This is a genomic window from Blautia sp. 210820-DFI.6.14, assembly GCF_020558815.1.
Classification (GTDB): Bacteria; Bacillota; Clostridia; order Lachnospirales; family Lachnospiraceae; genus Blautia_A; species Blautia_A obeum.
Genome location: NZ_JAJCKS010000010.1, coordinates 1 through 16667 on the forward strand (window position 1 = coordinate 1; position 16667 = coordinate 16667).

The 16667-nt window shown below is 43.2% G+C and carries 14 protein-coding genes; 5 read left to right on the plus strand and 9 right to left on the minus strand.

Annotation, left to right across the window (positions count from 1 at the left end):
- Positions 1-74: 74 nt before the first annotated feature.
- From LI112_RS18275 to hydA, 3 genes are all read right to left on the minus strand, one after another.
- Positions 75-539, minus strand: coding sequence for an SH3 domain-containing protein (locus LI112_RS18275; RefSeq protein ID WP_022388468.1), 465 nt, complete (start codon positions 537-539; stop codon positions 75-77).
- Positions 540-601: 62 nt separating this feature from the next.
- A complete protein-coding gene (hydE, locus tag LI112_RS09250; protein WP_022388469.1) occupies positions 602-1648 on the minus strand; it encodes a [FeFe] hydrogenase H-cluster radical SAM maturase HydE in 1047 nt (348 codons plus the stop codon).
- 22 nt (positions 1649-1670) lie between these two features.
- Complete coding sequence (gene hydA, locus LI112_RS09255) at positions 1671-3044, minus strand: dihydropyrimidinase (protein WP_055065598.1); 1374 nt, start codon at positions 3042-3044, stop codon at positions 1671-1673.
- 213 nt (positions 3045-3257) lie between these two features.
- On the opposite strand from hydA, the gene LI112_RS09260 reads away from it, so the two are divergent.
- Positions 3258-3905 carry a transcriptional regulator gene (locus tag LI112_RS09260; protein ID WP_055065597.1) on the plus strand — a complete coding sequence of 216 codons (648 nt, stop codon included), beginning with the start codon at positions 3258-3260 and terminating at the stop codon, positions 3903-3905.
- An 82-nt stretch (positions 3906-3987) separates the two neighbouring features.
- Here the strand turns inward: LI112_RS09260 and LI112_RS09265 are convergent, their stop codons facing one another.
- The 6 genes from LI112_RS09265 to LI112_RS09290 all read right to left on the minus strand — a co-directional run bounded on the left by LI112_RS09265 (position 3988) and on the right by LI112_RS09290 (position 11174).
- Complete coding sequence (locus tag LI112_RS09265) at positions 3988-4989, minus strand: AAA family ATPase (RefSeq protein ID WP_227190611.1); 1002 nt, start codon at positions 4987-4989, stop codon at positions 3988-3990.
- A gap of 13 nt (positions 4990-5002) precedes the next feature.
- A complete protein-coding gene (locus tag LI112_RS09270) occupies positions 5003-6442 on the minus strand; it encodes a sodium:proton antiporter (RefSeq protein ID WP_227190612.1) in 1440 nt (479 codons plus the stop codon).
- A gap of 282 nt (positions 6443-6724) precedes the next feature.
- Entirely contained in the window at positions 6725-7570 is an 846-nt protein-coding gene (locus LI112_RS09275; RefSeq protein ID WP_005422445.1) for a TPM domain-containing protein, read from the minus strand.
- Positions 7571-8668 carry a hypothetical protein gene (locus tag LI112_RS09280; protein WP_227190613.1) on the minus strand — a complete coding sequence of 366 codons (1098 nt, stop codon included), beginning with the start codon at positions 8666-8668 and terminating at the stop codon, positions 7571-7573.
- A 17-nt stretch (positions 8669-8685) separates the two neighbouring features.
- A complete protein-coding gene (locus LI112_RS09285; protein ID WP_227190614.1) occupies positions 8686-9882 on the minus strand; it encodes an SPFH domain-containing protein in 1197 nt (398 codons plus the stop codon).
- A 47-nt stretch (positions 9883-9929) separates the two neighbouring features.
- On the minus strand, positions 9930-11174 hold the full coding sequence (locus tag LI112_RS09290; protein WP_173897995.1) for a DUF1015 domain-containing protein: 1245 nt from the start codon (positions 11172-11174) through the stop codon (positions 9930-9932).
- Between the two features lie 232 nt (positions 11175-11406).
- Between LI112_RS09290 and dpaL the strand changes: the two genes are divergently transcribed.
- The 4 genes from dpaL (at position 11407) to arcC (ending at position 16631) form a co-directional block, all read left to right on the plus strand.
- Entirely contained in the window at positions 11407-12636 is a 1230-nt protein-coding gene (gene dpaL, locus LI112_RS09295) for a diaminopropionate ammonia-lyase (protein WP_173897997.1), read from the plus strand.
- A gap of 45 nt (positions 12637-12681) precedes the next feature.
- Positions 12682-13992: a YgeY family selenium metabolism-linked hydrolase gene (locus LI112_RS09300; RefSeq protein WP_005422434.1), complete on the plus strand. Its 1311-nt coding sequence runs from the start codon at positions 12682-12684 to the stop codon at positions 13990-13992.
- Between the two features lie 476 nt (positions 13993-14468).
- Positions 14469-15662: a knotted carbamoyltransferase YgeW gene (ygeW, locus tag LI112_RS09305; RefSeq protein WP_005422433.1), complete on the plus strand. Its 1194-nt coding sequence runs from the start codon at positions 14469-14471 to the stop codon at positions 15660-15662.
- Between the two features lie 24 nt (positions 15663-15686).
- Positions 15687-16631, plus strand: a complete 945-nt coding sequence (arcC, locus tag LI112_RS09310) for a carbamate kinase (protein WP_005422432.1) — start codon at positions 15687-15689, stop codon at positions 16629-16631.
- Positions 16632-16667 lie beyond the last annotated feature (36 nt).

Genomic DNA, 16667 nt, shown 5'->3' on the forward strand with positions numbered 1-16667 from the left:
CAACAAAAATGAAGCTGCCGCTTCACGATTTATTAATCGTTAAAGCGACAGCCCCTTTTTTGTAAAATATCTTACTACTGGGCTGTGGTCTGTGCTGCTGCATCTGCAGTGGCAGCTCCTGCCGGAGCTTCTGTAGATACATACTGGGCATTCACATAACCTGTCTGGTCATTGATGCTCACCTCTACCCATTGTCCATCTTCGCTCACACCTGTACTGGTCAGCTGCTGTCCAACAAGTGTTCCTGTAATGATATCCGCATCTGTACTGCAGTCAGAGCGTACGTTTACACCCTCTACAGCATAATAAGTTCCGCTTTGTTTTATGATATTCACACCACTTGCTGTCTGAGCCATTTCTACCGCCGGAGTTGGTGTTGCTTCCGGAGTCGGGGTTGCTTCTGGTGTAGGTTCCGGGGTTGGTGTCGGAGTTGCTTCAATCACAGTCACAGTAGAGTCTTCTCCTCCCGTGCTATATCCACATCCGGATGCCACAACAGCCAATCCGGCCAGCACGATCAGTAATCTGGATTTCTTCATAGAAATAATTTCCTCCTTTATAACGCATAAGCCTATCAACACTATACCCCAATTCCGCTATATTATGCAAGTCTTTTTTTGTAGTCTCCTCTGTCTGTAACGACTTCACAGCCAATCCGCTCCATCCGTCTGCTGAGACACATTCTGCATTCCGCAGCTTCGTCACCTGTGCATATTTTTCCATCATACAACATGTATTTTTTTCTGACTGAAACAGGAGAAAGATTCGGCATCACAACATTGGCACCTGACAAAACACCCATTTCTCTTCCTCTTGGATGAATCGTCCCAAGGGCAGTCGTTGCAGGAAGCAGCACATTCGGGAGCATCAGACGCAACAATGCAAGATAAAACAGTGTATCATCCAGCGTTCCACTTCTTTCATTGCAAAATGGGGTATCCTGATGTGCAATAAACGGCCCGATTCCAACCATTTCCGGATCAAGCTCCTTCAGAAACAAAAAGTCTTCCACGAGGTCATCCACTGTCTGTAACGGTGAACCCACCATGAATCCTGCTCCCGTCTGATAGCCCAGTTTCTTAAGTATCCGAAGACAGCTTTTGCGGTTTTCTCCGGACATTTCCAGCGGATGAAGCCGCATATAATGACGTGGATCAGCCGTTTCATGTCGTAACAGATACCTGTCAGCCCCTGCCTCTCTGTATGCACGGTAGCTTTCTTCTGATTTTTCTCCTATGGAAAGAGTCAGTGCGCAATCCGGATATTGTTCTTTAATCTTTCGTACGATCTGTACGATCCTGTCATCTGTAAAAAAGCCGTCCTCGCCGCCCTGTAGAACAAAGGTACGAAAACCAAGCTCATATCCCTGCCTGCAGCATTCCAGAATATCTTCTTCCGTCAGTCTGTAACGCTGTGCATTCTGATTGCTCCGACGGATTCCACAATAATAGCAGTCATTTTTACAGTAATTGGTAAATTCGATCAGACCACGTACATAAATCTTATTTCCGTACACTTCCTGCCGGACCTGATTTGCCAGCTCCCGTGCATACTGATCTGTCTCTTCTGAACGATTCGCCAAAAGTCGGTGAAACTCTTCTGCAGTCAGCATCTGTTCCTGATGCAGTTTATCAATTAATCTTTTCATGTATTCTCTCCAGCAGAAATATTTACATTTGTTTTTTTCCTCTGGCAATATATTTTCCGAGTTTTTCTTTTACCAGTCGGCCATCGTCTACCGTCAGACTGCCTCTTAAAAATACTTTATCAATTCCGCAGCGCAGTCTGATTCCTTCAAATGGATTATTATCAGTATTATAAGCATGTGTGGCAGCAGATATCACACTTTCTTTTTCCGGATCCAGTACTACAATGTCTGCATCACTTCCTGGTGCAAGCACACCTTTTTGCGGATAAACGCCATACAGCTTCGCCGGATTTTCGGATAGAAGCTTACACATCTGTTCCTGCGTAATCCTGCCTTCCTTTACCCCATACGTATAAAGTAATGTTCCGCGTGTCTGGACTCCCGGAAGTCCCCCCGGTATCTTTGTAAAATCATCTTTGCCCAGGGCCTTCTGTGCAAGTGTAAAACTGCACTGATCCGTAGCTACTGTCTGGATATCTTCTCGTGACAACGCTTCCCACAGACAGTCCTGATCTTCTTTTTTGCGAATCGGAGGTGCACAGACATAAACAGCTCCCTGAAAATCCGGTTTCGTATACACACTGTCATCAAGCAGCAGATACTGTGGACATGTTTCTGCATATACCTTCTGTCCGTTCGCTCTTGCATGCATAACTTCTTCAAATGCTTTTTTGTTTGTAAGGTGTACTACCATCACCGGTGCATCTGCCTCTCTGGCAATCACGAGCAGACGGTGAACTGCTTCCGCTTCCATCGTGTCCGGACGCACCAGTGGATGATTTTCCGGTCCAAGCCTTCCCTCTTTTTTTGCTTCTGCGATCAGCGCATCGATCACTCCTGCATTCTCGCAGTGTACGCCTGCAAAACAGCCACATTTTCCAAGTTTTTTCAGAATTTTGTACATATCGCAGTCATTTACGATCATTGCCGGATATGTCATATACAGTTTGAAACTGGTGATTCCATGATCGATCATGTCCTGTATTTCCTGTTCTGTATTTTCATTCCATTCCACGATCGACATATGGAAAGAATAATCACAGGAACATTTGTCATCTGCCTTCTTATGCCATTTATCAAGTCCTTCCTTCAGAGTGTGTCCACCCTTATCCTGTGATGCATAATCAATGACAAATGTAGTTCCCCCGAGAATCGCTGCTTTTGTTCCAGTCTCAAAATCATCCGCCGTTACTGTGCCTGCTACTTCCAGATCAAAATGTGTATGACCATCTATGAAACCCGGAAAAAGAATTTTCCCACTGACGTCGATTTCCTGTGCCTCCTCGGATGGAAGATTTTTCCCAACCTGTACGATTTTTTCTCCTTCTACCAGAATGTCCAGCTGCTCTGATTTTTCGCCTGTTACAACCGTTCCGTTTTTCAATAAATATTTCATAGTTTTCACCCCCAAAAACAAATCCTTGTTTATGATATTAAATATATCATTCTTCCGCCAGAGCATCAACTACTATCTATGCATCCAAAAATATTTCGAACAATTTTTTTAAGGCATGCTTAATTTTTCTTTGAAAAAACTTTATCTCAAAAAAAATTTATGTTATATTAGTAATAATAACAATACAAACCACAATATGGAGGAGGAATAATAATGGGACGGCTGACTGTATTAAAACAGATTGCAAGAGATCTTGCTTCTCAATTTGGTCCTGATTGTGAAATCGTAATCCACGATCTCAAAACCAACGATCCGGAACATTCCATTGTCTATATCGAAAACGGTCATGTTACCGGAAGAGGAATTGGTGATGGTCCTTCTAATGCAGTTTTTGATGTAATCAGGCATAACAACAAAAAAGGAAACGACTCAACAGACGAGATTCAGGATCATTCCGGATATCTGATGAAAACCTCTGACGGTAAAATTCTAAAATGCAGTACTTCCTATATCCGCGACGATGATGGCACCTTGCATTATGTATTTGGAATCAACTATGATATTACAAAGCTGACCATGATCGAAAGTGCACTGCACGCTCTGGTCACTCCCGTTAATAAGGAAGAAAAGCCAAAAGAGATCACCCACAGTGTCAATGATCTGCTGGATCATCTGATTGAAGAATCCGTAGCTCTGGTCGGAAAACCAGTAGCTCTGATGAACAAAGAAGACAAGGTGACTGCAATCCAGTTCCTGAATGATTCCGGTGCTTTTCTGATTACAAAATCCGGTGATAAAGTAGCTAATTATTTTGGCATTTCCAAGTACACGCTGTACAGCTATATTGATGTAAACAAATAATCTTTAAGAACAAAAATCCGCTGAATATCACTTTCAGATGATATCCTGCGGATTTTTTATCGATTATTTCGTTGTTTATTTTCTACTGTGTCTGCTGATTCAGCAATCGTTTGATGACATCAATGGTCTCCTTGATGCCATAATTCGCACTGTTGATACAAAGGTCATAATTTTCCGGTTTTCCCCATTTCTCTCCAGTGTAAAATTCGTAATATTTTTTGTGCTGTTTATCCATCTTCTTCAGAAAACGGACAGCCTGCTTCATATCCATATTACGAACATCCATAACATGTTGTGTGCGTACCTGGAATGGTGCGCTGATAAAGATACTGATATGTGGAATATGGTTATTCTTAAGGATTGCATCTGCACATCGTCCCATGATCAGGCAGTCCTCTGTTCTTGCCAGTTCGCAGATCAGATCGCTCATATTAAAGAATACCGCATCCTGCTTGGAAAGTCCATGATAACGATTCAGTTCTTTCAGTTTCGTCTTCAGGCTCTCATGCGTTTTCTTTCCGTACTTATTGAAATCCGTAAAATTCTCTTTATCCTGAACATTATCTTTTTCTGCCTCCAGTCGTTTCATAACCTGATTAAAGATTTCCACATCATAATAGTTAATTCGCAGTTTATCAGCAAGTTCAAAACCAATATCATTTCCGGCACTTCCCTGTGTACGGCTGATACAGATAACTAAATGATCATTTTCTGAGATTTTTTCTCTTCTGGCTGCCAGATTCAGTGCTACTCTCTCTGCATCCAGAATATCCGTAGAACCAAACATGTTTGGAAGCTGCTCAATGGCTTTGAGGATCTCATCATACTCCGTCATCAGGCGGCTTTTTTCTGCCGGATCTTTGATCGTACGAGCCATATTACTGATCAGTGCAAGTTCACTTCGAAGCAGATGTCCGTCCGGTTTTGTATACATCAGCATACTCAACGTACGGATCGTCGTATCACGGTTTCCGGTAAACGTACGTCCAAGGGAAGATCCCAGAACATGATATACTTCTGCGTCCAGATCATAAATACGATTGGCAAGTTCTGTATATATTTCATGATTGATATTTTCTGACATAACTCTCCCTCCCTTACATAAAGAACACAAGCATATCCAGTATGAATACCGGAACAAGGAATACTAGCGACCAGCCTATGTATCCGAAGAAGGACGGCATATTGACACCGTTCTCGTCAGAAATAGATTTTACCATAAAGTTCGGAGCATTACCGATATATGTGTTGGCTCCCATAAATACCGCACCACAGGAAATCGCAGACAAAAGTTTGACCGGAACTGTGCCAAGACTTGTTGTAACTCCATTCAGGAAACCAAGGGTTCCTGCCGTGGTAAGAAATACCAGATAAGTTGGTGTATTATCCAGGAAACTGGACAGTGCACCGGTTGCCCAGAACATTTCACGCGGACTGGAAAGTCCGATATGAGGTCCAAGTGCTTTCAGAAGCATCAAGGCCGGTTGCATGGTAATAAAAATACCGATAAACAATACCGCAACCTCCTGGATAGCCCCCCAGGTAAAATGGTTTCTTCTACGGATGCTCTTATCCGTTGTCTTAAATGACAGAAATGCAGCCATAAGGATCATAACAATCTCTATCAGTGCCGGGAATGTCAGTGTCACTTCACCGAAAATGTGGATTCCCATAATTTCTCCTGCCGCATTCTGGAACGCAGAAAGTCCCGGAAGTACCCCGCTCAGGATAACCGCTGCCACGATCATCACCAGGAAGATAATATTATGCAGTCCTTCAATATGAAATTCTGTACCAGGTTTACTGATATCCGGTTTACGTCCCTGTGCAATGTCTTTACGATATGCCAGCTTATCCACATGATAGAATACAAACAGCATGATCACCATGTTAAAGAGCAGAACCGGTAACAGATGCAGACTCCAGAAAAACGGTACTCCTCTCATAAATCCCATAAGGAGTGGCGGATCACCGATCGGTGTCAGACATCCACCCATATTAGATACCATAAAAATAAAGAATATCATAATATGACTTTTTCTTTTTCTCCACGAATTCATCTTGATCACAGGACGAACCATCAGCATACTTGCACCTGTCGTTCCAATACAGCTGGACAGAAGTGTTCCAAAAGCAAGAAGACATACATTTACTCGGGGAGATCCTGCAAAATCTCCTTCCATAGTAATATTACCCGAAACACAGAAAAGTCCGAAAAGAAGAACAATAAAAGTAAGATAATCATTTACAATACATTCAAGAACTGTCTCTGTTGCTTTGCCTGTACCATAAACCACTGCAAACGGAATCACCATCAGCAGAATCCACATAAGTACCACATGTGGCTGATGTGCTTCCCACCATTCAGCTTTGATCAGCGGCATCACGGCGATGCAGAGCAGCAGCCCCGCAAAAGGAATGCACAGCCATACCGGCACCTGAGTGGTTGTTTCTCCACTTCCTGCTGCCCAGACACCTGTCGGACACATCAGAAGCATGGACAGAAGCATTCCAAAAAATGTTACTGTTTTTTTCAAAGATGTCACCCCCACGTTTAGTTTTCAATCAGTGGAAATTATAACATACCTGTTGCAAATTACAATTGCACTTTCGTTCAATAAATCCTGTATCTCTCCTGTTCCTTTTGTGCATTTTTCCTATATATTGTATTTTTATTAGTGCATTGTTGTACTTCTGTAAAGTATTTCTATATCAATTTGTGCATTTTTGATGCAAATTAACTGTTTGTATAAAACAAAGTTTTTTTGTATTTTTATTCATAAATTAAGCCAACGGGCAAGTTCCCCGCTGGCTTAATTTTAGTAATCGCTGCTGGATCCCGAAAAACTCTCTCCACCACTTGAAAAGCTTCCTGAATCATTATTATCGTTTTTGACTTTTGCAGTCTGGCTTACCGTCTCATACAGGAAAATATCATGTTTTTCGCTCAATTCCAGTCCACTATCCGTCGTATATTCACTGGCATCCGGCTGCTGCACACGTGTTTTCATCTTACGTACCTGATACCAGGTGAGAACTCCCGTTGGAATGATCATGATCACAAATGCCATGAGAAGATCTTTCACGAACCGTCCGCCAACTGCTTCATCACTGAGATCCATCAACCGGATATTCTCTCCTTCCGAAATGCGGTCAAGTCCCGCCTCCAGATCATGAATCAATGACTGATATCCACCGAATGGATCATCATCCTTAAGATATGTCTTACATTTATCCAGCATTTCATCCTGGATTCTCGTAGAAAACTCATTCTGCGTGTCTCCGCGGAATACGATCGTAATGTTTCTGACACCCGGCTGATGGAAAATACACATACCTTCATGAGTATCTCCATAACCAATTTCATTAGCCTGCATAAATTCCGCAGCATACTGACGATAATCTTCGTCCTCTCCCACATCCTGTGAGATCCAGAGAACGGCATCATATCCATATGTATCATATATAGTCGCAAGTTCATCATTAAGCTCTGTGATCTCATCATCACTCAGAATCCCGCAATCATCAAAAACCCAGGACATTTCTCCATTTTCATCTTCCTGTGCTGTCTCTGTCTCAGCACCTGCATACACCACAGCCGGTGAAAGCACACCAAGGCTCATCACAAGCAGTGATCCGCTTAAGATAAGATTCATTTTCTTCATTCAGATCACCCCCATAAATCGCAGTGCTGTAACGATTGCTGTCATAGCAATTGTCAGCGGGATATGACATTTGAACCAGTATTTTACTGCCAGATCTTTTCCCACCGGAAGGTCACCGATCAGACGTCCCGTCTGTCCGTTCATGGCAAACGAATATGTTTTTCCATTCCATTTTGTATTCAGAAACCATACCGGAAAAAGGCCATATTTTACCTCGCCTTTATTCGTTACAGTAACCTTCTCCTGCTTCGGCGTAACAGTTGCATATCCTTTTACACTCGCTTCAAAACAGTCTTTGACGCTCTGTTCCATACGTTCATAGACACGTCCGGTCAGTTCATCCGGTTCCTGATCATATTTATCTGCCATATATCCGGACAGGTAGGACATATTAAATTCTGTCAGATCCTGATATTCATATGGTTCGATTGCCTCCATCATGGTATCATCGATTGCCTTTGAACCATCCACTGGTATTTTTCGGAAGTTTATCTTTCCGGCACGGGCAACATGATAAAACCTGGTTGCTGTATAGTTATAGTCATCGTCTTCCCATACTCTGGTTTTTGTCGCCTCATAGCTGAATCTTCCTGCAGTATCCAGATCAAACAACCAGAACGGTACATAAACTGCCCTAATCTCTTCGAGATGATTTTCATCTTTAAATACTTTCGGAAGAAGCGGTTTTCCTTCGTAATGTGCCTTAAGTGCCTGTTTCGCTTCTTTTTTTGATTTCATAAACGGAATGATGTAATCCGGACGATAACTGTCTTTAAACTGTTCCGGCATGATCATTGGATTGTCACAATACGGACACACCGTTGATCCTGTTGTCTTTTCGGCCAATATTTCAGCTCCACAAGACGGACAGTTCCACACTACCATATTTGACTTCTCATCTGACTGCCACTGTTCCGGTTCAAACCCTTTCCATTTTTCGGTCTTATCTTCTTCTACCGTATCCTGCTGTTCTGCCAGTTTATCCAGTTCTTCCAGCGAATACGTACTTCCGCAAAATTCGCATTTCATCTTCTGTTCTTTACTGTCAAACGTAAGTCCAGCCGAACAGTTTGGACATTTATAGTTTAATGTATCCACCCGGTCACCTCCTCAGGTTATGGTCTTGGTCGTCCACATTCCGAACAGAATTTACCCGTATTAGCAGCTCCACAGCTGCAGGTCCACGGTCCTGCCGGACGCGGCTGTCCGCACTCTGAGCAGAATTTACCTGTATTAACAGCTCCGCATGCACATGTCCATCCACTGCTCTGCTGAGACTGTGGCTGCATCTGCGGCTGTGCCTGCTGCCCCATTGCAAACAAATTCTGTGCATTCACTCCACCGGCATTAGATGCCATATTCATACCTGCAAACGCCATTACCGGACCGGCATTCTGATTAGATGCAGCTGCCTGCATAGCACTTGCCTGCGCTCCTACCATATGTGCTGCTGCCATTGTCGGATTACGGAACGCAGCATTTCTCTGCAGTTCTTTGATCATCGCTTCATCTTCTTCGGATGCTTTCACACTGGACACACCAAGTGAAACAATGCAGATACCTCTTAAGTTATTCCATTTTTCAGTAAGTACCTGATTCAGTGCATCAGAAAGTTCCTGTGTATGTCCCGGAAGTGCGCTGTAACGGATACCCTGTTCCGAAATTTTCGCAAAAGCCGGCTGCAATGCGGTCATAAGTTCACTCTTCAACTGACCGTCAATCTCTTCCCGTTCATAATCCTGTTCTACATTACCACATACATTTGTATAAAAAAGAATCGGATTGGCAATTCGATAGCTGTATTCCCCAAAACATTTAATAGAAATATCAATATCCAGTCCGATATTGTTGTCCACTACACGGAAAGGAACCGGATTCGGTGTTCCATATTTATTTCCCACGAGTTCTTTTGTGTTTACAAAATATACTCTCTGATCTTTTGGTGCTTCTCCGCCAAAAGTAAATCTTTTTCCAATCTGCTGGAATACATTCTTTATTCCTTCTCCAAGCTCACCACAAAAAATAGATGGTTCTGTAGACATATCATAGGTATACTCTCCCGGTTCTGCACAGACATCTACAACTTTTCCCTGTTCTACGATCAGCATACACTGTCCGTCGTTCACTGCGATTACAGATCCGTTGGATATGATATTTTCTGATCCATGTTTGTTTGATGATCTCCCAGAAACTTTTTTATGTGCTTTTGTAACCAGCACATCGGCTGGCATAGCCTCACAGTAAAAATACTCTTTCCACTGATCTGCCAGTACCCCGCCGGCTGCTCCAACTGCTGCTTTGATCAATCCCATACGTAATTCCTCCTTTTCTGAGAACTGCTCTGTATCAGAGCTTATTATTATGAAAGTTTATGTATAAACAGACCGCTTCGAAGTTTCGGTTCAAACCAGGTAGATTTCGGCGGCATGAGTTTATTTTCATCTGCAATCTGCATCAGATCTTCCATTGCCGTCGGAAACATGGCAAATGCAACTCCACCAGTCTTATCTGCAATCTCGGCAAGTTCACTCAACTTATGGCTGCCACCTACAAAGCGGATTCTCTGATCCGTACGCGGATCACCAATGCCAAGAATCGGTGTAAGAACTTTTTCCTGAAGGATAGACACATCCAGCTGACCTACTACATCTTTCTTCTCATAAACATCTTCCCATGCTTTTAAATGATACCAGTTTCCGCCCACATACATGCCCATGCAGTGTTTTTCTACTGGTTTACACGGAAATCCCGGCATGATCATAAGTTCAAAATTAAATTTCAGACTGGCAATAAAAGCATGTTCATCCATTCCATTCAGATCATGCACCACTCTGTTATATGCCAGGATCTTAAGCTGATCATATGGAAATACTACAGAAAGGAAATAATTAAATTCCTCTGTTCCATCATAATCCGGATGCTCTTCTCTTCGTTTAAGTCCCACTTTCACTGCCGATGCTGCTCTGTGATGTCCATCCGCAATATATATAGACGGGATATTTTCAAACTGCTCACGTATCGTCTCAATCTCCTCATTCCCGTCGATCACCCACACGCGATGCCCAATTTCATCATCTGCAACAAAATCATATACTGCTGTGTGAGATGTTTTCCATTGTTCCATCAAATCAAGCAACTGCTGTGGATAGCGGCACGCAAGATAAATCGGTCCGGTATTCGCATCACACACATCTACATGACGGATACGGTCCTGCTCCTTATCTTCTCTGGTAAGTTCATGTTTTTTTACGATGCCCTTCATATAATCATCGATTGAACAGCATCCAACCAGACCTGTCTGTGTCTTTCCCTTACGGGTAAGTTCATAAATATAATAGCACGGTGTTTCATCCTGTTTCATCACACCATTTTTTTCCATATTCAACAGATTCTGTCTTGCGCGTTCATATACTTTCGAGTCATACAGATCTGTATCATCCGGCAGATCCATCTCAGCACGATCTACATGCAGGAAAGAATCAGGATTTTTATCTCCAATCGCTTTCGCCTCTGCACGATCTACCACATCATATGGAAGTGCAGCCATATCTGCTGCCTTCTCCGAAACAGGACGCAATGCCCGAAACGCCTGAAAAATAGCCATATTCATTGTCTCCTTTTCTGTCTCATCACTTATGTATAAAGATAGTTTTATCTTATCATAGCAATTGTCTATTTTCAACAAATGACACTTTTTTTGGCGTACTAACTTTTTTTGTGAAAACCTAAAAGTTTTTGTATTTTCTCTTGCAAATTTACATATTTATGATATGATAGTTTTAGAAAGAAAAGAAAAATTATGAGTTTAAAATAAATTTTTTAAGGAGGGTTTTCAAATGACAGAAGGTTTAAAATGGACTGTCAATCACGTTGCCAGATCTGACGACAAACATCTCGAGTTAATGTCCGAAGAGAACGTAAAAAAAGCCAATGAATTTCACAAAAGTTTTCCTCAGTATACAGTAACTCCTCTTCAGGATCTTGCTGAACTGGCATCCTATCTTGGTGTTAAGAGCATCCATTGCAAGGATGAATCCTATCGTTTCGGACTGAACGCCTTCAAAGTTCTTGGTGGTTCCTACGCAATGGGACGTTACATAGCAAAAGAAGTCGGGAAAGATATCAGCGAACTTCCATATGCAGTTCTTTCTTCTGAAGAATTAAGAAAAGAATTCGGACAGGCTACCTTCTTCACAGCAACAGATGGAAACCACGGACGCGGAGTTGCATGGGCTGCCAAACGTCTCGGACAGAAGGCAGTTGTCCGTATGCCAAAAGGAACAACGAAAACACGTTTTGACAACATTGCTAAAGAAGGTGCAACTGTTACCATCGAAGAAGTTAATTACGATGACTGCGTAAGAATGGCTGCAGCTGAAGCAGCCAAGACAGAGCATGGCATCATCGTTCAGGATACTGCCTGGGACGGATATGAAGAAATCCCGTCATGGATCATGCAGGGATATGGAACTATGGTTATGGAAGCTGACCAGCAGCTCAAGGAAGCCGGAATCGACCGCCCGACACATGTATTTGTCCAGGCAGGTGTTGGTTCTCTTGCAGGCGCTGTCGTTGGTTACTTTGCACATAAATATAAAGAAAATCCACCAGTAATGGTTGTCTGCGAAGCAAGTGCTGCTGATTGCCTGTACCGTTCTGCTATGAAGGAATCCGGTGATCTTGTAAACGTAGGCGGTGACCTTCAGACGATTATGGCCGGTCTCGCATGCGGCGAAGCAAACACCATTGGATGGGATATCTTAAGGAATCACGTTTCTGTATTTGCATCCTGCCCGGACTGGATGAGTGCCAAAGCAACACGAATCTATGCGAATCCGCTCGGTAATGATCCGCATATCGTTTCTGGCGAATCTGGTTCTGTTCCGCTTGGTCTGTGCTTCACTGCCCTTCACGATGAAGATGCAAAAGATCTCAAAGAAGCTCTGAAACTGGATGAAAACTCCAACGTTCTCGTAATCTCCACAGAAGGTGACACCGATCCGATTCGTTACCGCGAGATCGTATGGGATGGACTGTACGGAACAAACGAATCTTTAAGCAAGTAATCAAAAACTCAAAAATTATTTCATATACATGGGAGGAACTTTAAAATGGATTACGGCAAAATCAAAGAAGCTGCTCAGAATTATCAGGAAGATATGGTCAAATTCTTAAGAGCAATCGTTAAAAATCCTGGAGAAAGCTGCGATGAAAGAAAACATATCGAAACAATCGAAGCTGAAATGAAAAAGCTGAACTTCGATGAAGTAACTATTGATCCACAGGGTAACGTCATCGGTTACATGGGATCCGGTGATAAGATTCTCGCTTTTGATGCCCATATCGATACGGTTGGTATCGGTAACATCGAAAACTGGAACTTCGATCCATACGAAGGTTACGAAACAGAAGAAGAAATCGGTGGACGTGGTGTCTCTGACCAGTGCGGTGGTCTCGTATCTGCTGTATACGGTGCCAGAATCATGAAAGACATGGATCTGATTCCGGAAGGATATAAGATCATGGTAGTCGGAACGGTTCAGGAAGAAGACTGTGACGGTCTCTGCTGGCAGTACATCATCAACGAAGACAAGATCCGTCCGGAATTTGTAGTTTCCACAGAGCCAACTGACGGTGGTATCTACAGAGGTCAGCGTGGACGTATGGAAATCCGCGTAGATGTAAAGGGTGTTTCCTGCCATGGTTCTGCTCCGGAACGTGGTGACAACGCCATCTACAAAATGGCTGATATCCTTCAGGACGTACGTTCCCTTAATGAAAACGATGACGCTGACGAAACAGAGATCAAAGGTCTTGTTAAAATGCTCAATCCAAAATTCAACCCTGACTGGGAAGAGGCTCGTTTTCTTGGACGCGGTACTGTAACTGTATCTCAGATTTTCTACACCTCTCCTAGCCGTTGTGCAGTAGCTGACTCCTGTGCGGTATCTCTTGACCGTCGTATGACATTCGGAGAAACATGGGAAAGCTGCCTGGATGAGATCCGTGCACTTCCAAGCGTTCAGAAATACGGTGATGACGTTGTTGTATCCATGTATAACTATGATCGTCCTTCCTACACAGGCTGCAAATACGAAATCGAGTGCTACTTCCCAACATGGGCTATTCCGAAAGATCACAAAGTAACAAAAGCTCTTGAAGACGCATACAAAAACCTGTACGGTGAAACCCGTCTTGGAAATGCTGAAACAGAAGAAATGCGAAAAGCACGCCCACTTACAGATAAATGGACATTCTCCACAAACGGCGTATCCATTATGGGACGTAATGGAATCCCTTGCATCGGATTCGGTCCTGGAGCAGAGGCACAGGCACATGCACCAAACGAAAAGACCTGGAAGATCGACCTCGTAAGATGCGCAGCGGTTTATGCAGCACTGCCTGCTTCTTACTGCAAGTAAGAAAGAACAGCAAAGAACGAGGTTCTTTGAACTTATTAAGGGCGAAGTCCTTATAAACCTGCAAAGGGAGCGAAGCCCCGCTCCCTCTGCACACCCTTGGGGCTAAAAGCACAGTAGTTCTACACTGTCAAGCAGGACGGGAATTGACTAAACCACTCCATAAGCTCTTGGTTCTTCAAGTATGAAAGGGCTACGTTGTAGTGTTATAGCCGCAGGTGAACGAATGTACAAATATAAAATATAACTCATGAAATGGGCTGATCGAGGTGTTTTTTCTTCTCAGTTCAGTGAGTCAGATAAATATTTCATAAGGAGATGATCTGAGGCGGCCGGTACTTGGGGATTGTTTTTTAATCCCCTATGTACCGCTGCCAGTCGAAGTAAGCGCGAGCGCGTCTCCGTTGAAATATTTGATCTGAACTCACGTACGTGAAGAATAATCTCGATCAAACATTTCCACCTAAAAGGAGAAAAGAATGAAAACTTTACAGGATTACATCGATAAGCTCAACAAACTCAACTTCAAAGAAATGTATAACAACGATTTCTTCTGGACATGGGACAAAACCGACGAAGAACTCGAAGCAGTATTTACCGTAGCAGATGCACTTCGTTTCATGAGAGAAAACAACATTTCCACAAAAGTATTTGAAAGTGGTCTTGGAATCTCCATCTTCCGTGACAACTCTACACGTACCCGTTTCTCTTTCGCTTCTGCCTGCAACCTTCTTGGTCTGGAAGTACAGGATCTCGATGAGAAAAAATCGCAGATTGCGCATGGTGAAACTGTTCGCGAAACAGCAAACATGGTATCCTTCATGGCTGACGTAATCGGTATCCGTGATGATATGTATATCGGCAAAGGACATGCATACCAGAAAGAATTCATGGATGCAGTTACTGAGGGAAACAAAGATGGTATCCTTGAACAGAGACCTACTCTTGTAAACCTGCAGTGCGACGTTGACCACCCAACACAGTGTATGGCTGATATGCTTCATATTATCCATGAATTTGGTGGTGTAGAGAACCTCAAAGGCAAAAAAATCGCTATGTCATGGGCTTACTCTCCATCTTACGGCAAACCGCTCTCTGTTCCTCAGGGTGTTATCGGTCTGATGACACGTTTCGGTATGGACGTTGTTCTTGCTCATCCAGAAGGATACGATGTAATGCCGGAAGTTGAAGAAATTGCTAGAAAGAACGCAGAAGCAACAGGCGGATCCTTCACAAAAACAAACAGCATGGAAGAAGCCTTCAAAGATGCTGATATTGTATATCCAAAGAGCTGGGCTCCTTTCGCTGCTATGGAAAAACGTACCAATCTCTATGCAGAAGGCGATTTCGAAGGAATCGACAAACTGGAAAAAGAACTTCTTGCTCAGAATGCCGAACACAAAGACTGGGCTTGCACAGAAGAACTCATGAAAACAACAAAAGACGGAAAAGCTCTCTATCTGCACTGTCTGCCAGCTGATATCACAGGTGTAAGCTGCGAAACAGGCGAAGTCGATGCATCCGTATTTGACCGTTACAGAATCCCGCTTTATAAAGAAGCAAGCTTCAAACCATATATCATTGCAGCTATGATCATGCTTTCCAAATTTGAAAATCCGCAGGATATCCTGAAGAAACTGGAAGTAAAAGCTGCACCAAGAATCATGAAATAATTTTTTATCGGGTAGGTTTTTACAATGTATAAAAGAAAAAGAATTGTGATTGCTCTGGGCGGAAACGCCCTTGGCAATACACTCCCGGAACAGATGCAGGCCGTCAAAACCACAGCAAAAGCCCTGTGTGATCTGATCGAAGAAGGGCATCAGGTTGTTGTTGTTCATGGAAATGGCCCACAGGTAGGTATGATCAACAATGCCATGGCAGCTCTTTCCAGAGAAGACGCAAACCAGCCAAACACGCCTCTCTCCGTCTGTGTTGCCATGAGCCAAGCATACATCGGATACGACCTGCAGAATGCGCTTCGTGAAGAGCTTCGCAAACGCGGATTTATGCGCACACCGGTCGTAACTGTTGTTACACAGGTACGTGTCGATGAAAATGATCCGGCCTTCCAGAATCCAAGCAAACCAATTGGACATTTCATGACCAGAGAACAGGCTGAACATGCAGAAAAAGCATATGGTTATGTTATGAAAGAAGATGCCGGTCGCGGATACCGCCGTGTCGTTGCTTCCCCGAAACCAGTTGAAATCGTAGAACAGGATGCGATCAACAGTCTTGTAGATGCAAACAAAATTGTTATCTGCTGCGGAGGTGGAGGAATTCCTGTCACATTACAGGGTGACCACCTGAAAGGTGCATCAGCTGTTATTGATAAAGATTTTGCAAGTTGCTTACTCGCTAAAGAACTTGATGCCGACATGCTGATCATTCTGACAGCAGTCGAAAAAGTTGCTGTAAACTTCGGTAAAGAAAATGAGAAGTGGCTGGATGAAATGACCGTAGAAGAAGCCCAGAAATATGTAGACGAAGGTCAGTTTGCACCAGGTTCCATGCTTCCCAAAGTACAGGCGGCCATGGATTTTGCCTCTTCCAAAGAAGGACGCTCAGCCATGATTACGCTTCTCGAAAAAGCCAAAGACGGTATTCAAGGCAAGACCGGGACTAAAATCCATATTTAAATATCAATGCCATGATATAAAAAGGAGTATAATCTG

What these genes read in the sequence shown, in the direction of transcription:
- LI112_RS18275 (WP_022388468.1), bottom strand. Translation starts at nt 539, where the DNA reads ATGAAGAAATCCAGATTACTGATCGTGCTGGCCGGATTGGCTGTTGTG.
- hydE (WP_022388469.1), bottom strand. Translation starts at nt 1,648, where the DNA reads ATGAAAAGATTAATTGATAAACTGCATCAGGAACAGATGCTGACTGCA.
- hydA (WP_055065598.1), bottom strand. Translation starts at nt 3,044, where the DNA reads ATGAAATATTTATTGAAAAACGGAACGGTTGTAACAGGCGAAAAATCA.
- LI112_RS09260 (WP_055065597.1), top strand. Translation starts at nt 3,258, where the DNA reads ATGGGACGGCTGACTGTATTAAAACAGATTGCAAGAGATCTTGCTTCT.
- LI112_RS09265 (WP_227190611.1), bottom strand. Translation starts at nt 4,989, where the DNA reads ATGTCAGAAAATATCAATCATGAAATATATACAGAACTTGCCAATCGT.
- LI112_RS09275 (WP_005422445.1), bottom strand. Translation starts at nt 7,570, where the DNA reads ATGAAGAAAATGAATCTTATCTTAAGCGGATCACTGCTTGTGATGAGC.
- LI112_RS09285 (WP_227190614.1), bottom strand. Translation starts at nt 9,882, where the DNA reads ATGGGATTGATCAAAGCAGCAGTTGGAGCAGCCGGCGGGGTACTGGCA.
- LI112_RS09290 (WP_173897995.1), bottom strand. Translation starts at nt 11,174, where the DNA reads ATGGCTATTTTTCAGGCGTTTCGGGCATTGCGTCCTGTTTCGGAGAAG.
- dpaL (WP_173897997.1), top strand. Translation starts at nt 11,407, where the DNA reads ATGACAGAAGGTTTAAAATGGACTGTCAATCACGTTGCCAGATCTGAC.
- LI112_RS09300 (WP_005422434.1), top strand. Translation starts at nt 12,682, where the DNA reads ATGGATTACGGCAAAATCAAAGAAGCTGCTCAGAATTATCAGGAAGAT.
- ygeW (WP_005422433.1), top strand. Translation starts at nt 14,469, where the DNA reads ATGAAAACTTTACAGGATTACATCGATAAGCTCAACAAACTCAACTTC.
- arcC (WP_005422432.1), top strand. Translation starts at nt 15,687, where the DNA reads ATGTATAAAAGAAAAAGAATTGTGATTGCTCTGGGCGGAAACGCCCTT.